The 20,043-nt window shown below is 38.7% G+C and carries 16 protein-coding genes and 4 tRNA genes; 5 read left to right on the top strand and 15 right to left on the bottom strand.

Going from position 1 to position 20,043, the window contains the following annotated elements; genetic code table 11:
* Positions 1 to 53: 53 nt before the first annotated feature.
* From KZZ04_RS08880 to KZZ04_RS08865, 4 genes are all read right to left on the bottom strand, one after another.
* Positions 54 to 130: transfer RNA gene (locus KZZ04_RS08880), tRNA-Pro, on the bottom strand.
* A gap of 14 nt (positions 131 to 144) precedes the next feature.
* Positions 145 to 220: transfer RNA gene (locus KZZ04_RS08875), tRNA-His, on the bottom strand.
* A gap of 23 nt (positions 221 to 243) precedes the next feature.
* Positions 244 to 320, bottom strand: a tRNA-Arg gene (locus KZZ04_RS08870).
* A gap of 58 nt (positions 321 to 378) precedes the next feature.
* A tRNA-Pro gene (locus KZZ04_RS08865) sits at positions 379 to 455 on the bottom strand.
* A 346-nt stretch (positions 456 to 801) separates the two neighbouring features.
* Between KZZ04_RS08865 and folD the strand changes: the two genes are divergently transcribed.
* On the top strand, positions 802 to 1,656 hold the full coding sequence (gene folD / locus KZZ04_RS08860; RefSeq protein WP_219422476.1) for a bifunctional methylenetetrahydrofolate dehydrogenase/methenyltetrahydrofolate cyclohydrolase FolD: 855 nt from the start codon (positions 802 to 804) through the stop codon (positions 1,654 to 1,656).
* 67 nt (positions 1,657 to 1,723) lie between these two features.
* On the opposite strand, the gene cysS is transcribed toward folD, so the two are convergent.
* On the bottom strand, positions 1,724 to 3,103 hold the full coding sequence (gene cysS, locus KZZ04_RS08855) for a cysteine--tRNA ligase (RefSeq protein ID WP_219422474.1): 1,380 nt from the start codon (positions 3,101 to 3,103) through the stop codon (positions 1,724 to 1,726).
* Positions 3,104 to 3,235: 132 nt separating this feature from the next.
* Between cysS and KZZ04_RS08850 the strand changes: the two genes are divergently transcribed.
* Positions 3,236 to 3,727: a peptidylprolyl isomerase gene (locus KZZ04_RS08850; RefSeq protein ID WP_058405734.1), complete on the top strand. Its 492-nt coding sequence runs from the start codon at positions 3,236 to 3,238 to the stop codon at positions 3,725 to 3,727.
* A 90-nt stretch (positions 3,728 to 3,817) separates the two neighbouring features.
* Positions 3,818 to 4,555 (top strand): UDP-2,3-diacylglucosamine diphosphatase, encoded by a 738-nt coding sequence (locus KZZ04_RS08845; protein ID WP_219422472.1) that lies wholly within the window; start codon positions 3,818 to 3,820, stop codon positions 4,553 to 4,555.
* A gap of 74 nt (positions 4,556 to 4,629) precedes the next feature.
* On the opposite strand, the gene KZZ04_RS08840 is transcribed toward KZZ04_RS08845, so the two are convergent.
* The 3 genes from KZZ04_RS08840 to miaE all read right to left on the bottom strand — a co-directional run bounded on the left by KZZ04_RS08840 (position 4,630) and on the right by miaE (position 9,683).
* Positions 4,630 to 6,543 (bottom strand): sensor histidine kinase, encoded by a 1,914-nt coding sequence (locus KZZ04_RS08840; protein WP_219422470.1) that lies wholly within the window; start codon positions 6,541 to 6,543, stop codon positions 4,630 to 4,632.
* Complete coding sequence (locus KZZ04_RS08835) at positions 6,530 to 8,758, bottom strand: EAL domain-containing protein (RefSeq protein WP_219422468.1); 2,229 nt, start codon at positions 8,756 to 8,758, stop codon at positions 6,530 to 6,532. Before KZZ04_RS08835 ends, KZZ04_RS08840 begins: the two co-directional genes overlap by 14 nt.
* A gap of 166 nt (positions 8,759 to 8,924) precedes the next feature.
* Positions 8,925 to 9,683 carry a tRNA isopentenyl-2-thiomethyl-A-37 hydroxylase MiaE gene (miaE, locus tag KZZ04_RS08830; RefSeq protein WP_058405737.1) on the bottom strand — a complete coding sequence of 253 codons (759 nt, stop codon included), beginning with the start codon at positions 9,681 to 9,683 and terminating at the stop codon, positions 8,925 to 8,927.
* A 204-nt stretch (positions 9,684 to 9,887) separates the two neighbouring features.
* Between miaE and KZZ04_RS08825 the strand changes: the two genes are divergently transcribed.
* Positions 9,888 to 10,487 (top strand): Yip1 family protein, encoded by a 600-nt coding sequence (locus KZZ04_RS08825; protein WP_058405738.1) that lies wholly within the window; start codon positions 9,888 to 9,890, stop codon positions 10,485 to 10,487.
* 101 nt (positions 10,488 to 10,588) lie between these two features.
* On the opposite strand, the gene purF is transcribed toward KZZ04_RS08825, so the two are convergent.
* The 7 genes from purF to KZZ04_RS21415 form a co-directional block, all read right to left on the bottom strand.
* Entirely contained in the window at positions 10,589 to 12,115 is a 1,527-nt protein-coding gene (purF, locus tag KZZ04_RS08820) for an amidophosphoribosyltransferase (protein WP_058405739.1), read from the bottom strand.
* Positions 12,116 to 12,133: 18 nt separating this feature from the next.
* Positions 12,134 to 12,628, bottom strand: coding sequence for a CvpA family protein (locus KZZ04_RS08815; RefSeq protein ID WP_006793890.1), 495 nt, complete (start codon positions 12,626 to 12,628; stop codon positions 12,134 to 12,136).
* A gap of 184 nt (positions 12,629 to 12,812) precedes the next feature.
* Positions 12,813 to 13,502 carry an SPOR domain-containing protein gene (locus tag KZZ04_RS08810; RefSeq protein ID WP_219422466.1) on the bottom strand — a complete coding sequence of 230 codons (690 nt, stop codon included), beginning with the start codon at positions 13,500 to 13,502 and terminating at the stop codon, positions 12,813 to 12,815.
* Positions 13,503 to 13,513: 11 nt separating this feature from the next.
* Positions 13,514 to 14,779 (bottom strand): bifunctional tetrahydrofolate synthase/dihydrofolate synthase, encoded by a 1,266-nt coding sequence (gene folC, locus KZZ04_RS08805; protein ID WP_219422464.1) that lies wholly within the window; start codon positions 14,777 to 14,779, stop codon positions 13,514 to 13,516.
* A gap of 25 nt (positions 14,780 to 14,804) precedes the next feature.
* The gene (gene accD, locus KZZ04_RS08800) at positions 14,805 to 15,680 is read right to left on the bottom strand and encodes an acetyl-CoA carboxylase, carboxyltransferase subunit beta (RefSeq protein WP_219422462.1); all 876 of its coding nucleotides are present in this window, start codon (positions 15,678 to 15,680) and stop codon (positions 14,805 to 14,807) included.
* A gap of 153 nt (positions 15,681 to 15,833) precedes the next feature.
* Positions 15,834 to 16,628, bottom strand: a complete 795-nt coding sequence (truA, locus tag KZZ04_RS08795) for a tRNA pseudouridine(38-40) synthase TruA (RefSeq protein ID WP_219422460.1) — start codon at positions 16,626 to 16,628, stop codon at positions 15,834 to 15,836.
* A 158-nt stretch (positions 16,629 to 16,786) separates the two neighbouring features.
* Positions 16,787 to 17,284, bottom strand: a complete 498-nt coding sequence (locus KZZ04_RS21415) for a FimV/HubP family polar landmark protein (RefSeq protein ID WP_368735889.1) — start codon at positions 17,282 to 17,284, stop codon at positions 16,787 to 16,789.
* A 1,078-nt stretch (positions 17,285 to 18,362) separates the two neighbouring features.
* Between KZZ04_RS21415 and KZZ04_RS21410 the strand changes: the two genes are divergently transcribed.
* Positions 18,363 to 18,659 (top strand): hypothetical protein, encoded by a 297-nt coding sequence (locus KZZ04_RS21410; protein ID WP_368735888.1) that lies wholly within the window; start codon positions 18,363 to 18,365, stop codon positions 18,657 to 18,659.
* The last annotated feature ends 1,384 nt before the right edge of the window (positions 18,660 to 20,043 follow it).

Raw genomic sequence — 20,043 nt, 5'->3', positions numbered from 1 at the left:
TTCTTTTTCATACTGAATAATTAAACTGAGGGTTTAAAACCACTTTGAGAAAGTGGTCGGCGATGCAGGATTTGAACCTGCGACCCCTTGGACCCAAACCAAGTGCGCTACCAAACTGCGCTAATCGCCGTTATTCTTTGTAAATGGGGTGACTGATGGGGCTCGAACCCACGACAACCGGAATCACAATCCGGGGCTCTACCAACTGAGCTACAATCACCGCTATATTTACGTGTTTTCAAATGGCGCACCCAGAAGGATTCGAACCTTCGACCGACGCCTTAGAAGGGCGTTGCTCTATCCAGCTGAGCTATGGGCGCATCGAAAACTTCATAGTTTACCAATAAGCTATTCGATTATAATTAAATTATAAAAAAATGGTCGGCGATGCAGGATTTGAACCTGCGACCCCTTGGACCCAAACCAAGTGCGCTACCAAACTGCGCTAATCGCCGTTACTTACTATTATCTACGAGTGACCTCGTTGACAACGGGGTGCATAATAGTGATTTGACGGGGTTAGGTCAAACGTTTTTTTAAGAAAACAAATCAAGTGGTCATTTTTAGCCCACAATGGCTAAATATTATAATAGAAGACTGAAATTTAAACTATTTAATTACTCTAGTACTATATAGATGAAAAGCAACTTGGCGCTGCAATGCTTTTCTGCGAAAATAGCACAGGTAATATTAAATGAAAAAATAAAGTTATTATCTTTATAAGCGTATACCCCCTTTTTATTATGCGTTCATTTTTAAAGTATCGGTATCTAGTTAATTAACCCCAATTAAAGGTCACTCATGACGGCAAACATCATTGATGGTAAAGCAATCGCAAAACAAGTACGTAGTACAGTTGCACAACGCGTAAGTGAACGCGTTTCTAAAGGATTACGCGCCCCCGGACTTGCAGTAGTACTTGTAGGACTTGATCCAGCAAGCCAAGTTTATGTTGGTTCAAAGCGTAAAGCCTGTGAAGAAGTTGGTTTTATTTCAAAATCATTTGATTTACCTGCAGACACAAAAGAAGATGCTCTTTTAAGTTTAATTGATGAGCTAAATAATGATGCAGAAGTAGATGGCATTTTAGTGCAGTTACCTCTACCTGACGGGCTCGATGCAGAGAAAATTTTAGAACGTATTACACCACATAAAGATGTTGATGGTTTTCACCCTTACAATATAGGCCGTTTAGCACAGCGTATGCCTGCTCTTCGTCCTTGCACACCAAAGGGTATTATTACTTTACTAGATTCTACCGGCGTACGTTATAAAGGTATGCATGCGGTCGTGGTTGGCGCATCCAATATTGTAGGGCGACCTATGTCGCTCGAATTATTACTAGCAGGTTGTACAACAACGGTATGTCATAAATTTACACAAGATTTAGAAACACATGTTCGCCGTGCTGACTTGCTTGTAGTGGCTGTAGGTAAGCCTGAGTTTATCCCTGGAGATTGGATAAAAGAAGGTGCCATTGTTATTGATGTTGGCATTAACCGTTTGGATACAGGTAAATTAGTAGGCGACGTTGAATACAGCATTGCAGAGCAAAAAGCTCACTTTATTACCCCTGTACCTGGCGGGGTTGGCCCAATGACTGTTGCGAGCCTAATTGAAAATACACTAGAGGCATGTGAAAAATATCACAGCTAGGCTTATATAAATAAAAAGGGTTGCCAATTGGCAACCCTTTTTATTTTAAAGCTATTGTTTAAAACACTTACGCTTTACGCCAGGTTGTTTTACCGGCTGAATCTTCAAGTATTATACCTAATGCATTAAGCGCATCGCGTGCTTCGTCGGCTGCAGCCCAATTTTTACTGGCGCGAGCATCGTTACGTTTTACAATTAACGCTTCTATTGTTGCAACTTCATCGTCGTCCTGCCCACCTTGTAAAAACGCTTCTGGCGCTTGTTGTGCGACGCCTAGCACTTCGCCTAGGGTACGTAATATAAACGCGAGTTGACCTGCATATGTGATATCGCTTTCTTTTACGCGATTTAACTCTTTTGCCAGCTCAAACATAACAGGTAAAGCCTCTGGAGTATTAAAATCATCGTCCATCGCTTTTCTGAATTTGGCAACAAACTCATTACCCTCAAGCTCACACTCGATTGGTTTAACGTCACGCAAAGCGGTATAAATGCGTTCAAGCGATGAACGAGCCTGGTCTAAGTTCTCTTGCGAGTAATTAAGTTGGCTTCGATAATGTCCTGATATTAAAAAGTAACGAACCGACTCAGGATCATACTCTTTTAACACATCGCGAACAGTGAAAAAATTATCTAGCGACTTAGACATTTTTTCTTTATTTACTTGTACCATACCAGTGTGGATCCACGTATTTACATACTTACCATTGTTGGCACAGCATGACTGCGCAATTTCATTTTCATGATGCGGAAACTGTAAATCAGAGCCCCCACCATGAATATCAAAATGTTCACCTAAATGTTTAGAGCTCATTGCCGAACATTCAATATGCCAACCTGGGCGTCCTTCTCCCCATGGCGATGACCACGATGGTTCACCAGCTTTCGCTTTCTTCCATAAAACAAAGTCAAGAGGGTCGTCTTTATCTTGAGCTACTTCAACACGCGAACCCGATTGCAGCATACTTAAATCTTGTTGAGAAAGCGCACCGTATTGCTCAAACGTTGATACATCAAATAACACGTCCCCGTCGGCTGCAACATAAGCATGTCCTTTTGCTATTAAGCGCTCAACCATTTCAATAATTTCATCCATGTGCCCTGTTACTGTTGGTTCTACATCAGGGCGCAGCATGTTTAGGCTGTCAAAATCTTCATGCATGGCTTTAGTCATGCGAAGTGTTAAATCATTTATTGACTCGCCATTTTCATTTGCACGTTTAATAATTTTATCGTCTACGTCGGTAATATTACGCACGTACTTTAAATTGTAACCAATATGACGAAGGTAACGAACAATGACGTCAAACCCAACAAATGTGCGCGCATGACCAATATGACAGTAATCGTAAATGGTGATACCACACACGTACATGTCGATTTTACCATCGACCATGGGTTTAAATTGTTCTTTTTGTCGTGTCAGTGTGTTGTATATTTGTACCATTTAGTTGGTGTCCTTCACTATTATCAAGAAAATGTATGTTACCACTTGAAAAGCATGGGCTCTAGCGCTTTGTTAATCTTAGCTAACTAAGATAAAATAGTGCGACTATTTAAACCAGATATAGGAAACCACATGGTTGTTCTACACACAAATTTTGGTGACATCACCATTAAAATGTTTGACCAAGAAGCTCCAAACACTGTAAAAAACTTTTTAGAGTATGCAAACGCAGGTTTTTACAACGGTACTATTTTTCACCGTGTAATCGATGGCTTTATGGTTCAAGGCGGTGGTTTTGTTTCAGGTATGGAGCAAAAAGACGTTAACGATCCAATTCAAAACGAAGCTAACAACGGCCTATCTAACAAAGTAGGTACTTTAGCAATGGCACGTACGCCAGATCCACACTCTGCTACAGCACAGTTTTTTATTAATGTTAACAACAACGATTTCTTAAACCACAGCAGCGAAACATCTCAAGGCTGGGGTTACTGTGTGTTTGCTGAAGTTGTTGAAGGCATGGACATTGTAGAAAAAATTAAAGGTGTAGCTACAGGGAGCAACGGTTTTCACCAAGACGTGCCTCTTGAAGACGTGATCATCGAAAACGTTACTGTTAGCTAATAGTACGTTTACCCACGTAATGTTGGAGAATCAGCGGGTGTTTATGCAAAATGCATGCGCCCGCTTTATTTTTATCAAAAAGACCCCCCTATGACTCAAAAAACGTATTTTATTGCTGATTTACATTTAACTGAAAACAGACCTGATATTAGCGCTGCTTTTTTTAAATTTTTAGAATCTAACATTTTAAATCAGAACGTTGATGCGCTTTATATTTTAGGTGATTTTTTTGAAGTGTGGGTAGGTGATGACTACGTCACTGAACTAGCGCGCAATGTAGCTACACAGCTTAAAGCGGTAAGTGATTCAGGCATTCCAGTCTACTTTATTCATGGTAACCGCGACTTTATTCTTCGTGAACAGTATGCAGAGTTAGCAGGTATGACATTGTTAGACGAACAAACCGTTATAGATCTTTACGGTACACCTACTGTTATTTTACATGGTGATGAAATGTGCACCCAAGATGTAGAATATCAAAAATTTCGTAAAAAAAGCCGCGGTTGGTGGTGGCCAAAATTAATGCTAGCGATGCCGCTATGGTATAGAAAAAAAATAGCACGCAACGCACGAGAAAAAAGTAAACTGAGCCAAGCCGATAAACCCATAGAAATATTAGACGTGGTAGATAACGCCGTACTTGAAACCTTTGACAAGCATAATGTAAAAAATATGATTCATGGCCATACACACCGACCTAAAGTGCATACGTATTCTTTAAATGGTCAAACGCTTACACGCACTGTTTTAGGTGACTGGTATGAACAAGGCTCTTACCTCGTCGTAACACCTAATGGACAACAGCTAGTTCATACCCCTTTTATGTAAACTAAAACAGCATAATTTTTTTGAATTTTAAAATATAAACATTTATCGCTTCATAGGTAATAAACCATTTTTTGTTATTTATCCGGTAATGTAATCGTGAATCGCGTTTTATATTTTTCACCTCGCTGTGGATCCGAGTCTAAATTCAGCTGCCCTTTCAGTATTTGAGTTACCCATTGAGAGACCATATAAAGCCCAAGCCCTATATTCCCTTTACCGCGCGCTGACGTATGAAAAGGTTCAAAAATAACAGTTTGCTGCTGCTTATCAATCCCGCAACCTGTATCAGATACAGAAATATTCACGTCACCTTTTTGACTTTTATAAACCCTAATCTCAATCTCACCAGACTGATTTTCTTCAAATGCATGGTTAAGCGCATTCATTATTAAATTTTCTACTACTTGCGAAATAATGCCTGGTCGGCTTTTTAGTGTGTAATCATCATCAAACCGAGTAATAATTTTAATTTTAGATGTTTTTAATCGTGAATTCAGGGCTATCAACAACTCTTTTATTATTGCCTCAATATTACACTCAATAAACTCTTCATTATTTCTATCAATAGCCATTTTTTTAAAGCTTTTAACGAGCACGGCGGCTTTATCGAGGTTGACCTTCGCTAACCCTAAATTATCATCTAAACTTAAAACACTACTTTCAAGCAAAGACTTTGTTAACCCAGTTTTAATGCCTTCATTCAGGCGACTCATTACAGACTCGGCATTCGTCACCGAAATAATAGCGCCTCCAATGGGTGTATTCATCTCATGTGCTACGCCTGCTACAAGCATTCCTAGTGAAGATAGCTTTTGCGCTTCAACAAAACTGTCTTGTAAAAGTTGCTGCTGCCTAATGGTGTTAGACAACTCATTATTTACCGAGTCTAACTCCAATTTTTCGGCACGTAACTCATCAAATAACTTTCTCAGCACTTTTGCGTAGCAATGTTCTCTATACAAAATAAAGCCACCAATAACCAAAAGTACAAAAGCACTCAACCCAGCGTAGCTCAGTGCTGTTAGTTGAATTTTAGTTAATAGGGTATTTTTACTTTTTATATAAATATAAATAACCTCATTGAGTGTTTCGTTGTGCTTTTTTGAAAAAATAGTCGGGAGTGTATCTATGGTATAAACACTTTCGTCATAATACCTTTGTGCAATTTCTTTATGCTTCAGCATTAACTCCCAAAGCTGCGGGTTGCTATTACCCAGTGTTAGTTCAGGCCTTGAGAGCATAAACCCCCATTGTTTAGACTCATCATTGTTAAAAAGCCAAAACCCCTCTTTGTTTACAATATTTACCTGATTATTGTCAGAGGAGTAACTTCTAATTCGCTGAAAAAACGCGGATAAATCAAAGTTAATTATGATTAGTCCATCTACAATATAATCACTTGAGCTAGTGCGATAGGTTACTCGCATGGTGGGCACGTAGGGTTCAACAATTGAACCATGCTCCATGTTTAAATCAATTTTTGATAAAAAGGAATCAGGTGCTTCAATGGCTATTCCTTGCCTAAAGTAATAACGTGACATTTTATTTTGCAGTTCTTTTTGCTTAACAACTTTTGCCTCACCGTTTTTAAAGTCAACTCTAAAACGTTCGTTCCCGGTAATATCAATCCAGCGAATTTGCGAAATAATAGGCGATAATAACCCAAAGTTAACGAAGTAATCATTTATGCTTCGTATGGATTTTCGGTCTCTGAACATATACCTGAGTTTATTACCCCTTTTTAGGTTTTTGTTGTCTGCTAAAACTTGCGTTAATTTTTTTATACTGCTTAATTCTTTTACAAACTCCGTTTGCACTAAAGATAACTTATCATCGTGGTTATCTTGAACCACTGCTAACCTAGCTTGGTAAACTTGCCAATAAACCAAAACAGCAATTGCGCTAGCGGCAAACACAATAAAGAATGCTTTTATATAAATATGCTTGTTATTTAAACTTGGTGAGGTTTTATGATCAAACTTTTCCATATTGCTTTAACCATGTTGTTAAATCGTCAAAAAACAGTGGTTTTGAAAAGTAGTACCCTTGTGCAACATCACAACCTATTTTTTTAACCCAATCACATTGCTCTGACGTTTCAACACCTTCAACAATAATAGAAAACTCAAATCGTTTGGCTAAATTAACAATCATTTCAAAAATATATTGGTTATTTTCATTACCATCAATATTATTTAAAAAACACTTGTCTATTTTAAGAGTATTTGCAGGTATTTCTGTAATGTGAGAAATAGAAGAATAACCCGTTCCAAAGTCATCAATACTTACTTTTATACCCAGCGCCATAAACTGATCTAACGATCCTCTAATTAAATCGTAATTACTGATTGCCTGTGTTTCTGTAATTTCGAGTTCAAGCATTTCAGGAGGGATATTCGCTTTATCTAATTTATGAAGAATGCTTTTACAATAATCAGAGTCTACCAAATCAAAAGCCGATGCATTAAAGGCAACAGGTAAATTTACGCCTAACTCACTGAGCTTATGAATAGTTTCTATTATTTTATCAAAAATAACGCTGTCTAATTCACTAATTAATCCCGCTGTTTCAGCAAGTTCAATAAATATGTCTGGGTTTACAAAACTGCCGTCATCCACCTGCCAACGTGCTAGCGCTTCAAATCCCACAGGGGTTAAGTTTACTAAGTCCATTTTAGGCTGTAAGGCTACTTGCAAAGAGCCTGCCCCAATCACTCTTCGTAATCGAGCCATTAAACTGTAACGGTTGGTAAGTGCCTCTGTTTTTTCTTGGGTATGCTTAATATATTTTAAAGAAGCGCTTTGGCTATCGTTTAAGCTGGATTCAGCAATGCTTATTATTTTTTCAGGTATAATGTTTAAAACAGTACTTAGCGCTAAATCGAGAATTCTCAAATCAGCATATTGTTTTACGGAGGTAATTACACACTTTTGCCTAATAAGGCTAGCTATCATTTCGTCGGTAATATCAAAATTAGCGTTTACTAGCAATCCAAAGCTACTGTTGTTAATAATGGCTATGCGCGCTGAGTAACCATCAAAAATAGTAATTAGATTATTGTAAACCTCTTTTAAGAGTTTTTGACAGAAGTCGTGACCAAACGTAAAGGCTTTTTCTTCAAATTGTTCGACTTCAAAAACAAGTAAACGTGTTTGATACTGCTCGTGAAGGTTCATATTTTTTATTTCACGCGTAAGCCAGTTTCGGTTATGCATGTTTAACGATACATCTGTATACGCAAGCTCTGTAAGTTTATTAAGCAAGGCAATATTACTAAAGCCCGTACTTACATTTTCGCTAAAAACTTTTAATAAATACTCGTTTTGTTCAGATATTTCATTATCTGACTGAACAATAGTTATGTAACTTTCGCCTGCTATTTCTTTGTTACAAAAATAAAATACAGTGTGGTGTTCAGAAAAAATATGCCTTTTTTCATCTAAAGCACGTTCAAAATCACTATAAATTTGTGGAAGCAAAATTTTCTCGTCAACAAGCCTCCCTTCAAATCCATCAAAACATCCGTTAGCAGTAGAGATATGCGCTTTAATAATCTCGCCATTAGTTTGAGTGGAACACATAATACCCCCACCCTCAGTTGCGTTTAAAATATTACTTATTTCTTCTAAAACAGCCTTAGAAAAAGACCGCATATCGTGTTTGCTGTTTATACTTCTTGAGGCATCTAATACTAATTGAAGGCCTTTTCTGGCTGAGGCAATTTGTGTGATGTATTTCCAAGTGCGAAGGTTACTGGTCACAATTGACTGCAATTTTTCAGCCGAAACGTCCGATTTATTCCAGTATTCGTCTATATCTAGCGACTTCATTATTTGCTGTTCGGGTGCAAATCCAGGTTGACCGGTCAACAAAACAATACGCATGTCTGCGTTACCAATCACTTCCCTTATGGTACTCACAAGCCTAAGACCTGAGTCGTCATCCTCCATAACAACATCTATAAAGGTAAGTGCTATATCTGGATGCAAGCTCAACACTAATGCAGCCTGAGAGACTGAATTCGCCGTGAGTATTTCTATTTCACAGTTATCCTCTGGCGTCATTTCTTTTAAACTATTAGTTAAAGCATGCTGATAATTAAGATCGTCTTCAACGGTAAGCACTTTGATTTTTTTTACTATATTTGAACCATCTATTTCCAGCTCTTCATCAAATACAAACAAACTATTGCTGTCGGACATCCTTCACCGCCTATATAAAAAAACATCTGATAAATTAATAAATATAGTTAATATTTTTGTATGTACCAAAGTACTTTATATATAGTAGAAGCTGGTTTGAAATTCGTCTAATTTTAAGCCTCATGACTGTATAACTACAGCCATGAAAGTAGTGTGACAAGGAGGGTTATGCAGGGGTACCACTGTGAAATTTAAAGTCTTCATCTGCTGATAAAATTAATTGAGCTTCAATTTCACCAAATTCTTTTACTCGTTCTGTAATATCAAAGTCAGCAATTTCTTGGGCTAAGGCTAAATAATCTTGGTAGTGACGCGCCTCAGAACGCAGTAATGAAATATAAAAGTCACCTAAACGTTTATCTACATGCGGTGCTAATTTTGCAAATCGCTCACATGAGCGAGCCTCAATATAAGCCCCAACAATTAATTTATCAACGAGTGCATTAGGCTCAAATGTTTTTACATTACGTAACATCCCTTTTGCGTAACGACATGGCGTTATACTTTGATACTCAACCCCATACTCGTCCATTATCTCTAACACTTGATAAAAATGATGTAGCTCTTCTTTTATTAACAACACCATTTTATCTATTAAGTCTTGTCCATAAGGCGAGTTAGACTTAGGAATGATTGATTTTGTAAGCCTATTTTTTGCTGCTAAATCACGCCAATTACCTTCACGTTTATAAATAAGTGTTTCAAATGGCTTCAACCAAGCCAAAAGTTCATCACCGCTTTCTTTATCTACTGCATATTTACGAATTAAAAACATCGCTGACTGAGCGGCTTTTAATTCACAAATTAAGTGATCTATCAAAATAACTGGCAAATTTTCTTTTTCAACTGCCTTATCTACCCACTCAGTTGGTGTTTTACACAATAAAAAGTTATGAATAGGCTCTAAAAGCTGGCTATATGGCACGGTTAATACTCATTGCTAATAAATTTACAGAGCAAATATTTTAACACGAATTAATAGGTTGATTAAATCAAACCTTCTTTCATTTATTTGTTAAAAATTAGTTAACTTGACTTTGTAAACTATGTAGCTCATAACTGTAGATGAACTGTATAAAAAACACACTACAACAAAAACAGTAATATCTTCCTACACGGAGTGCACACTATGATATTAAACCACCTATGGGGCTTATATGCTCATCCACTCGAAGAGTGGCAAACAATTGATAACCGACACGAAAGTTTAACCTATAGCTTGTCACATATTTTACTCATCGCATTATTCCCGTCAGTAATGGGTTATTACTCATCCGTTTACTTGGGCTGGAGCATTGGTACTGGAGATCTCGTATTTTTAACCCACGACAGTGCCTTACTGATTGCAATAGCCATGTATGTTGCACTTATCATCGGTGTATTTGCACTTGCATACCTAGCACATTGGATGGCGGTTACTTTTGGCTCGAAACCAACCTTTACTCAAACTCTTGAACTAGCTGCTTACACGGCAACACCTGTGTTTATGTCTGCGCTTGCTGCTTTTTGGCCGGTACTTTGGTTCGTTGTGTGTGCTGGTATTGTTGCGCTCGCGTATTCAGTATATTTACTTTATACAGGCGTGCCCATACTCATGCATATACCCCAAGAACGCGGATTTATTTATGCAAGCTCAGTAGTGACTTGTGGGCTTATATTGTTGGTTATTATTTTAGCCGCTACTGCAATTCTTTGGACTAACGGCATTGTGAGCCCTATGTTTACATAATGTGCTTTAAGCAAGCCAATTAAGCTATGTTCAACCAATAAAAAAGGAGCTAACAAGCTCCTTTTTTATAATTAAGATACGCGGCCTGTTTACACTAAGTATTAATCGGTCTCGTTTTCTTCTTGGTTATGTATTTCTAAACCCGATGACATGGCACTTTCGCGTGTACTTTTAGCGGTATCATTTCTCAGTTTATCAATTCGGTTTAGGTAGTTTTGATCTATGTCGCCGGTGATATATTGCCCATCAAATACCGACGTTTCGAATTGTGTTATTTCAGGGTTTTCCTGTCTTACAGCAGCCATTAGATCTTTTAATGATTGAAAAATTAATCCGTCAGAACCAATACTTGCGTTTATATCTTCAACTTCACGGCCATGAGCAATAAGCTCAGCCGCAGATGGCATATCTATCCCATAAACATTTGGAAAGCGTATTTCAGGAGCTGCTGATGCAAAGTAAACATTTTTAGCACCCGACTCACGTGCCATTTCGACAATTTGCGCTGATGTAGTACCGCGCACTATTGAATCATCTACAAGTAATACATTTTTACCTTTAAATTCACGATCAATTGCGTTTAGTTTTTGTCGTACTGACTTTTTACGCATTTCTTGACCAGGCATTATAAACGTACGGCCAATGTAACGGTTTTTAACAAAGCCTTGGCGATACGGTAAATCAAGTACGCGAGCAATTTCAAGCGCGACATCACACGAAGTTTCTGGAATAGGAATAACCACATCAATGTCTTTATCTGCCCACTCACGTGCTATTTTTTCACCAAGCTTAGTACCCATGTTTACGCGTGTTGCATACACTGACATTCTGTCTATTGTTGAGTCAGGGCGTGCAAAATAAACAAATTCAAAAATACAAGGCGAGTAAGACACTTTATCAGCACAGTTTAACGAGTGAAATTGTCCATCTTCAGTTACAAAAATGGCTTCGCCTGGGGCTACATCACGAATAAACTCAAAACCATCTGGTTTTAGTGCCACACTTTCTGAAGCAAACATGTATTCGGTGCCTTTTTCAGTTTCGCGCTTACCAAAAACAAGTGGGCGAATACCGTTAGGATCACGAAACGCTACAACGCCATGGCCTATAATCATAGCAATCGCTGCATAACCACCCGTTACTTTTTTGTTCACCTCTGCAACAGCTGTAAATACATCTTCAGGGTCTAAATGCAATTTATCAGAGCGACTAAGCTCATGCGCCATAATATTCAACAATATCTCAGAGTCAGACGTAGTATTAACATGTCGTCGTGCTTCTGAAAATAACTGTTCTTTTAATTCTTCAGCATTTGTAAGGTTTCCGTTATGCGCAAGGGCGATACCAAATGGTGAATTTACATAAAAAGGCTGCGCCTCAGATGAGCTAGAAGAGCCTGCTGTTGGATAACGTACATGACCAATACCAATGGTACCTTGAAGACGCTTCATGTGACGTGTGTGAAATACATCTTTCACTAAGCCGTTTGCTTTACGTAAGCTAAACGTATTATTTTCAATGGTAATTATACCCGCGGCGTCTTGCCCACGATGCTGCAAAACAGTTAAGCCATCATATATCGCCTGATTCACAGGAGACGTTCCGACTATTCCAACGATACCACACATGTAATTTATCCTCGCCGATTAACGGTTTACTGAATTTAAAAAGCTGGAGTTGTTTTCAAGGTATGAAAAAAACCATTCAACAACAAAGCCAAATTCTGGAATCAAAATAGAATTACCCCACCAGTGCGTGTTGGGTGCACCAGTAAAAGCATCAAGAAAGAAGAGTAACGCGCTCACGACCAACACGCCTCGTAGAGCACCAAACACTATGCCAAAGACACGGTCAGTACCCGATAAGCCAGTACGAAGTACAAGCTGACCTAAAATATAGTTTAGTAAACCGCCTAACAGGAGCGTCGCAAAGAAGAGTATGGCAATGGCCGCCGCATTTCTTAAAAGGGGTTCAGAAATACTTGTTAGGAAGGAAGCTAAATATTGGTAAAATAAACTTGAGATGATAAAGGCGCCTGCCCATACCGCTAATGACATGGCTTCTTTTACAAAACCGCGTATTAAACCGATGATGGTAGACAGTGCAATGATGCCTAGAATGGCGTAATCAACCCAGATCATAATAACCAATTAGTCGCTATTTTGGGGCGCATTCTATACCCAAACATCCTAAATATGCAAGTTTAAACGGGAGATAACCGCTGAGGGCATGAAACATTTAATTAACATTGCTGCTGGTAATAAAGTGGCTCAAGGAATTGTGTTATATCAAATGAAAAGGCCTTGTTATTTAAGGCCTTTTTATTTAGTTAGTCACTTCGTATTGGGTTATTTTACCATTGAGCTTAGTGAGCTTTTTAAGCTCTGGTAATTGTTTTTCCAACTTCGTTTTATCAAGTGACGGGCCAACAAACACTTTTGTTAGCGTTCCGTTAGGTGTTTTTACAGGTTTAGTAAACGTATTAAAGCCTTTTGAAGTTAACTTTGCCTGTAATGCTTTTACATTTGCAGCATGAGAAAAACTGCCTAACTGCACTACGTAAGCCATATCAGTTAGGTTTTCATCACTTTTACGCGGTGCGATAGGCTTTGGTGCCACTTTAACCACTTGTTCGGAAACTTCAGTCTCTTCTTTCGCTTTAGCAACTTGCGGTTCAACAACTTCAGTTTCTATAGCTGATGGTATGGCTGACGCTTCAACAATTTTCTCTTCGCTGGCATAATCGCTTTGTGCAATCGTATCGTCTTGTTTTAAAATGTCATCATCAGGGGAAATATCTTCAATTTTGTCTTGCTTTAATGGCTCAGCTATCGCTACTTGATCATTAATTGAGTCTTGCAAGTCAATGGTTTTGAACTCAGGTCGTTCTGGGATCGCTTTAAAGCCTTCCTTGTAATGCACTTTTTCGCCATCAAGTATGTTCGGGATAAACACAATCGCTGCGATCACCACTATGCTTGTTCCAACTAAGCGATTAATAAAACTTGAGTTCACCGATATCCTCTCTATTTTTTAAAATAATGAATAGCATCTGCTACTGTAAAAAATGAACCAAATACAATCAAAATAACATTGCTTTGCTGCTTAGGTAAAATAACACTAAGTGCTTGCGCAACGCTGTCAAAGCTTTGTACCTTGTTATTAGTAGATACGCTTTGTAGGGCTTCTTTTAAATTATTAGCACTATCACCACGAGGGCCGCCTAAGCTTGCAAGGAACCAGTTATCAACTAAATGGCTTAGCTCTTTGAGCACCGCGGCTTTATCTTTATCAGCAAGCATAGCGGCTAATGCGTGAACTTTAAAGCCTTTATCTTTGTAACTTAATAACTTATTGGCTAAATAACGGGCTGATTCAGGGTTATGAGCTACGTCTGTAAATACCAATGGCTCTGTGCTTAATTGTTCAAAACGCCCTTCCACCACTAATTTAGCTAAGCAATTGCGTATTACCTCAACACTCGGTAATAAATTTAATACGCTTAACGCTGTTAATGCCGTTGCTACATTCTGAGCGGGTATTGCAGGTTTATTAAGCGTAAGGTTATGTGTTTCAAACTGCCAATTAAACGTTGTGTCATGCTCTTTAAAAGTAAAGTCAGTGCCTGATAATGTCATATTAGCATTAATTTCATGACCGTAATCTGTCATTGTATGAGGAATATTTAAATCCCCAATAATGGCCGGGGTACCTTCACGGAATATCCCTGCTTTATCGTACGCCACCAGCTCTCTGGTATCGCCAAGGTATTCTTTGTGATCTAAATCGATGGTTGTAATAACACTTGCGTAAGGCGTTACTATGTTTGTAGCATCGAAACGTCCGCCTAAACCAACTTCTAATAACACATAATCAACACTAAAGCGTTTAAAAATAGCGAGTGCACCCAAGGTACCATATTCAAAGTAAGTAAGCTGAGTGTCTTTACGACCTTGCTCTAACTGATGAAATGCATCTACATGAAACTGATCGTCAAGTTCGCTGCCATTAATACGCACGCGTTCGTTATAACAGATTAAATGAGGAGACGCATAAGTACCAACACTAAAGCCTTGTGCCAAAAGTAGCGACTCTAAACAACGGGCAGTAGTGCCTTTGCCATTTGTGCCACCAATTAGAATTATTTTACTAGGGGTATTTAATAAACCGATATTATTGGCAACATCGGCAACTCGCTCTAGCCCCATTGCAATATTGGCTGGGTGAACACTTTCTAAATAAAAAAGCCAATCATCAAGGCTTGATGATTGGCTAGGAATTGTTTTTGTCATAGCGTTAAATCAGAAAAGCTTAAATTTACGCTACTCTATGCTCTTGTTCAGTAGAAGGCAAGTTCATAAACTTGGCTAAAATACGTGCCAAGGTATCACGCATTTCACGGCGGTCTACAATCATGTCTATTGCGCCGTGTTCAAGTAAAAACTCACTACGCTGAAAACCTTCTGGTAATGTTTCACGAACGGTTTGTTCAATTACACGAGGACCCGCAAATCCGATTAAGGCTTTAGGTTCAGCAACATTAATATCACCAAGCATTGCCAGCGAAGCAGAAACACCACCCATTGTTGGGTCAGTCATCACTGAAATAAACGGAAGGCCTTTTTCAGTCATTTTTGCTAATGCCGCACTGGTTTTAGCCATTTGCATAAGCGACATTAGCGCTTCTTGCATGCGTGCACCACCAGAGGCTGAAAAACAAATAAGCGGCATATTATGCTCTAAACATTGGTCAACAGCATCAACAAACCGTGCGCCTACAACCGATGCCATCGAGCCACCCATAAATGAGAACTCAAACGCCACTGCTGCCACAGGAATACCTTTTAAGCGGCCCTTCATTGCAACTAGTGCATCTTTTTCACCGCTTGTTTTTTGAGCTGCACTAATACGATCTGAATATTTTTTAGAGTCTTTAAATTTAAGAACATCTTTAGGTTCGTGCTCAGTACCTAACTCTTGGCGTTCGCCGTCATCTAAAAAATGCTCAAGACGTTTACGGCCACTTACGCGCATGTGATGGTCACATTTAGGACACACGTTTAAAGATTTTTCTAATTCAGCTTTATATAAAATTGAATCACACGATGTACATTTAGCCCATACACCTTCTGGGATTTCTTTACGACCTGATGATTTCGTCGTTTTAGGTAAGATTTTTTCTAACCAACTCATTTGCAACTCTCTTAATGCTGTTCTGTGTCGCGAGCCTGATAATTACAATTAACAGACAGATTTTTTCAATTAAAACATGAATCAGACTAACACGGTATAAAAAACTGGTCTTAGTAGTTAGAAGCACTCAAATTAAGCAATTAATAATTCTAACTAAATTTCAACATCAGGCAAGAATAATGGCCCTAAGGGTGTTTTAGGGATATTAAATTGTTCTGGATAATCAACATCAACTAAATAAAGGCCCGCGGCTTTTGCGGTTGCGCTTGCTTTTGCACGTTCTTTTACATCTAAAAGTTCTTTTAACCATACAGGCTGATGTTTGTGCAGGCCAATATCCATTAAACAACCGGTTATGTTTCGTACCATGTGATGTAAAAATGCATTGGCTTTAATATCAATTACAACGTAATCACCTTGTCGCTGTACCGATAAATGATGAATGGTTCGGGTTGCGGTATTAGCTTGGCAGTGTAAAGCTCTAAACGATGTAAAGTCATGTTCACCAATTAAGTACTGACAAGCCTGTTGCATGGCAACTTCGTCCAATTTGTGATGAAAGTGAGTAACCCCCTCATTCATAACCGCTCCACGGTATGGATAGTTGTAAATAACGTAACGGTACCTTCTAGCAGTTGCACTAAAACGGGCGTGAAAGTCTTCTGTAACAGGCTGGGCAAATCGAATAGCAATATCTTTAGGCAGTAACGTATTCATACCCATAGTAAACGCAACCATTTCACGAGATGCACTAGTTTCAAAGTGAACAACTTGGCCTGTTCCATGAACACCTGCGTCAGTTCGCCCTGCACACACAATTTCAACTGGGTGGTTACAGATACTCGACAATGCCTTTTCTACTTCTTGCTGTACACTATTTACGTGTGATTGACGCTGCCAACCACTATAACGTGCACCATTATATTCAACCCCAAGTGCTACTCGCATATTTATCGCTTTACCTACTGTACTAATTAACGGCGCATTTTATGCTATCTCGCAGCGCAATAAAAGCAACCGTGATGTAATCATATAAAAACAATAAAAAACCCATAACTAGCATCACTAATTATGGGTTTATAGCATTTAAATTTACATAAAAACGATTATTGCAATTTTGCTTGCAAACTGAGCGCTTCTTCTTGAACCTCTTGAGGACCTTTAGCTATTACGTCTTCAATTACTTTAAGCGCTGAGTCGAAATCGTCAATTTCAATATATGCGCGTGCTAAATCTAACTTAGCAGAGTAACCTCCACTTTCAGCATCAACGTCTGTTGGGTTATCACCTGCAAGCAACGCATCAAACTCACTTAAGCCCAAATCAATATTTACATCATTGTAAGGCTCATGCTCAAGTTCTGCATCGTCGCTTTGCTCGAGTAATGAATCAATATCTACAAAATCATCTTCACCTAATGGTCTAGCGTCTTCGGCTTCAGGCGCTGGCTCTTCATGATTGAACACTTCTTCATCAACTAAGTCTTCTTTTAATAAAGAATCAAAGTCAACATCAAACTCGCTGCTATCTTCTATATCAAGCTCATCGGGAGCGGCTAACTCATTAAGCAATGAATCGAAATCGGTTTCACTTAAGTCTGCCATGAATTCATCATCAAGTGCTTCATCTGATACAAGATTAGTATCGTCTTGTGACTCTACTTGAGTTAGTTCGGCTTCACGGTCAACATTGGTTTGTTCATTTATTAAATCGTTCGATTCAGTTGTAAATGCATGATTGTTTAGCTCATCGTTGTTATCAAGCGCTAAAGAGTCCTCATCAATGTCATTCAACTCTGTAAGTAAATCATCGAGTGTATCATCGTTTAAATCGTCGAGCTCAGTATCCAGTTCATTAAACTCATCAATTAATAAATCGTCATTAAAGTCCGTTTCCGAGCTATCTAAATCATCTTCAGCTGAATTTTGATTCTCAACTTCATTAGCATCGAGCTCTAAATCATCAAACTCATTATCAGAGTCATTTTCTAAACTATCTAAATTAACGTCAGTAGAAAACGCTTCCTCAGTGTCATTTGATGATAGTTCAGCTTCAAGCTCTGAAACTAGCGCCTCGTCACTTGTTATTTGACTATCGACTTCATCTAAACCTGATAAATCAGTGTCGTTCTTCGATATATCAGGAAGTAGCTCTTCACCATCTTCGGTTATAACAGAGTCAGGGTCTAAATCGTTATTTGATTCAACTGTATTGTTTTGTGGCTCTGCGAACTCTTCTTCTGCTGAAACCTCATCATTAATGTCTGCAATTGAACTTTCAACCTCGTCATTGGTTGCAAGCTCTGTGTCTAGCTCATTATCAACGGTTGGCTCGATACCTAAATCAAATGATTCAAACTCTGCGCTATCAGGTAAATCTGTGCTATCAACTGCATCACCTGAAACAGGCACTTCATCCAAGTCAGTAGCTAAAGAGCTAGGTTCGTCATTAGTTTCAGGCTCTATATCTAATTCATCAAACTCATTATCAATTAATGGTTCATCATCAAAATCATCTTCCAAACTATCTAAATCAATATTTGATGAGAGCGCTTCTGATAGTTCTTGCTCTGTTTGGCTTGATGATAAATTTGGTTCAAGCTTAGCATCGAGCTCCTGATCAATCGCGCTGGCGCTTTCATCATCTAAGTCTTGTTCAAGTTCTTTATTATCTGCTTTCTCAATGTCGCTTTGTGACATGTCTGAAATCAGTTCTTCAACACCTTCTGCACCAACTGAATCAACTTCTGAACCAGTGTCTAATAAATCTTCGTCCGTGCCCTCTGGTACTAAAACGTTAGCTTCGTCATTAGTTTCAAGCTCTAAATGGGATTCATCAAACTCATTATCAATTAATTGTTCATCATCAAAATCATCTTCCAAACTATCTAAATCAATATTTGATGAGAGCGCTTCTGATAGTTCTTGCTCTGTTTGGCTTGATGATAAATTTGGTTCAAGCTTAGCATCGAGCTCTTGATTAATCGCGTTGACGCTTTCATCATCTAAGTCTTGTTCCAGTTCTTTATTATCTGCTTTCTCAATGTCGCTTTGTGGCGTATCTGAAATCAGTTCTTCAACACCTTCTTCACCAACTGAATCAAATTCTAAACCTGTGTCTAATAATGAATCTTCGTCCGTGCCCTCTGGTACTAAAACGTTAGCATCGTCATTAGTTTCAAGCTCTACATGTGATTCATCAAACTCATAATCAATTAATGGTTCATCATCAAAGTCATCTTCCAAACTATCTAAATCAATATTTGATGAGAGCGCTTGTGATAATTCTTGCTCTGTTTGGCTAAGTGATAGCTCTGGTTCTAGCTCTTCATCATCCGACACTTGAGTATCATCATCCGAAAAGTCTGAAACCTCCTCTTTAGCTGTGAGCTCAGCAAGTTCTTCGTTACCATCTAATTCGTTATGCTCTTCTGTTGAGGCTACTTCGTCAGCATCGCCTGATTGCAATGGTTCATTATCATCAATTACTGAGGTTGCATCAAAATCAGGATTAATATGAGGCTCATCATCAATTTCCTCATTAAGGTCACCCAACTCCGCGCCCTTAGAAATCGACTCAGCTAAGTCTTTTTCTGTTTGGCTAACAACATTTTCGCCATTGTTGTTAGTAGACTCTCGTGTCTCTGAGTCATCCTCATTTAAAAGAGCTTCTGTGTTTGTTTCTGCGCCCTGATCTTCTGCTATTTCTAACTCAGGGTAATCGTCTAATTCTTGACTAGGCGTTATTGATTCTGTTTCTAGTAATTCATCCTCAAGGGATAGATCAGAATCAGTGTCTTCTGCTAATGGATCATCACCTAGATCAATCTCGACTTCTTCGATTTCATTATCTAAATCGTCCAATGTCCATTCAGGGCTTTCTATATATTCTGGATCTTCAGGCTGTTGTAATTCATTTAAAAGCTCATCTACACTTTGCAACGCATCATCGTTATATTCATCTAGTAAATCTTCTGGATCTAAAAGCGTGTCTGATGTGTCTGTAAAATCATCTGACCCAAGGTCTTCAAGCACTTGTTTAGGCTCTTCTTCAAGCTCAGGCTCTTCTTCAAGCTCAGGCTCTTCTTCAAGTTCTGGCTCTTCTGCAAGCTCTGGCTCTTCTTCAGGCTCTGGCTCTTCTTCAAGTTCTGGCTCTTCTGAAAGCTCTGGCTCTGCTTCAAGTTCTGGCTCATCTAAAAGCTCTGGCTCTTCTTCAAGTTCTGTCTCTTCTGCAAGCTCTGGCTCTTCTTCAAGTTCTGTCTCTTCTACAAGTTCAGGCTCTTCTGCAAGCTCTGGCTCTTCTTCAAGTTCTGTCTCTTCTGCAAGCTCTGGCTCTTCTTCAAGTTCTGTCTCTTCTACAAGTT

This window comes from Pseudoalteromonas sp. CR1, from assembly GCF_019392235.1.
Lineage (GTDB): Bacteria > Pseudomonadota > Gammaproteobacteria > Enterobacterales > Alteromonadaceae > Pseudoalteromonas.
The sequence above is the reverse complement of the archived record's forward strand: the minus strand, read 5'-3'. Positions and strand labels throughout refer to the sequence as shown.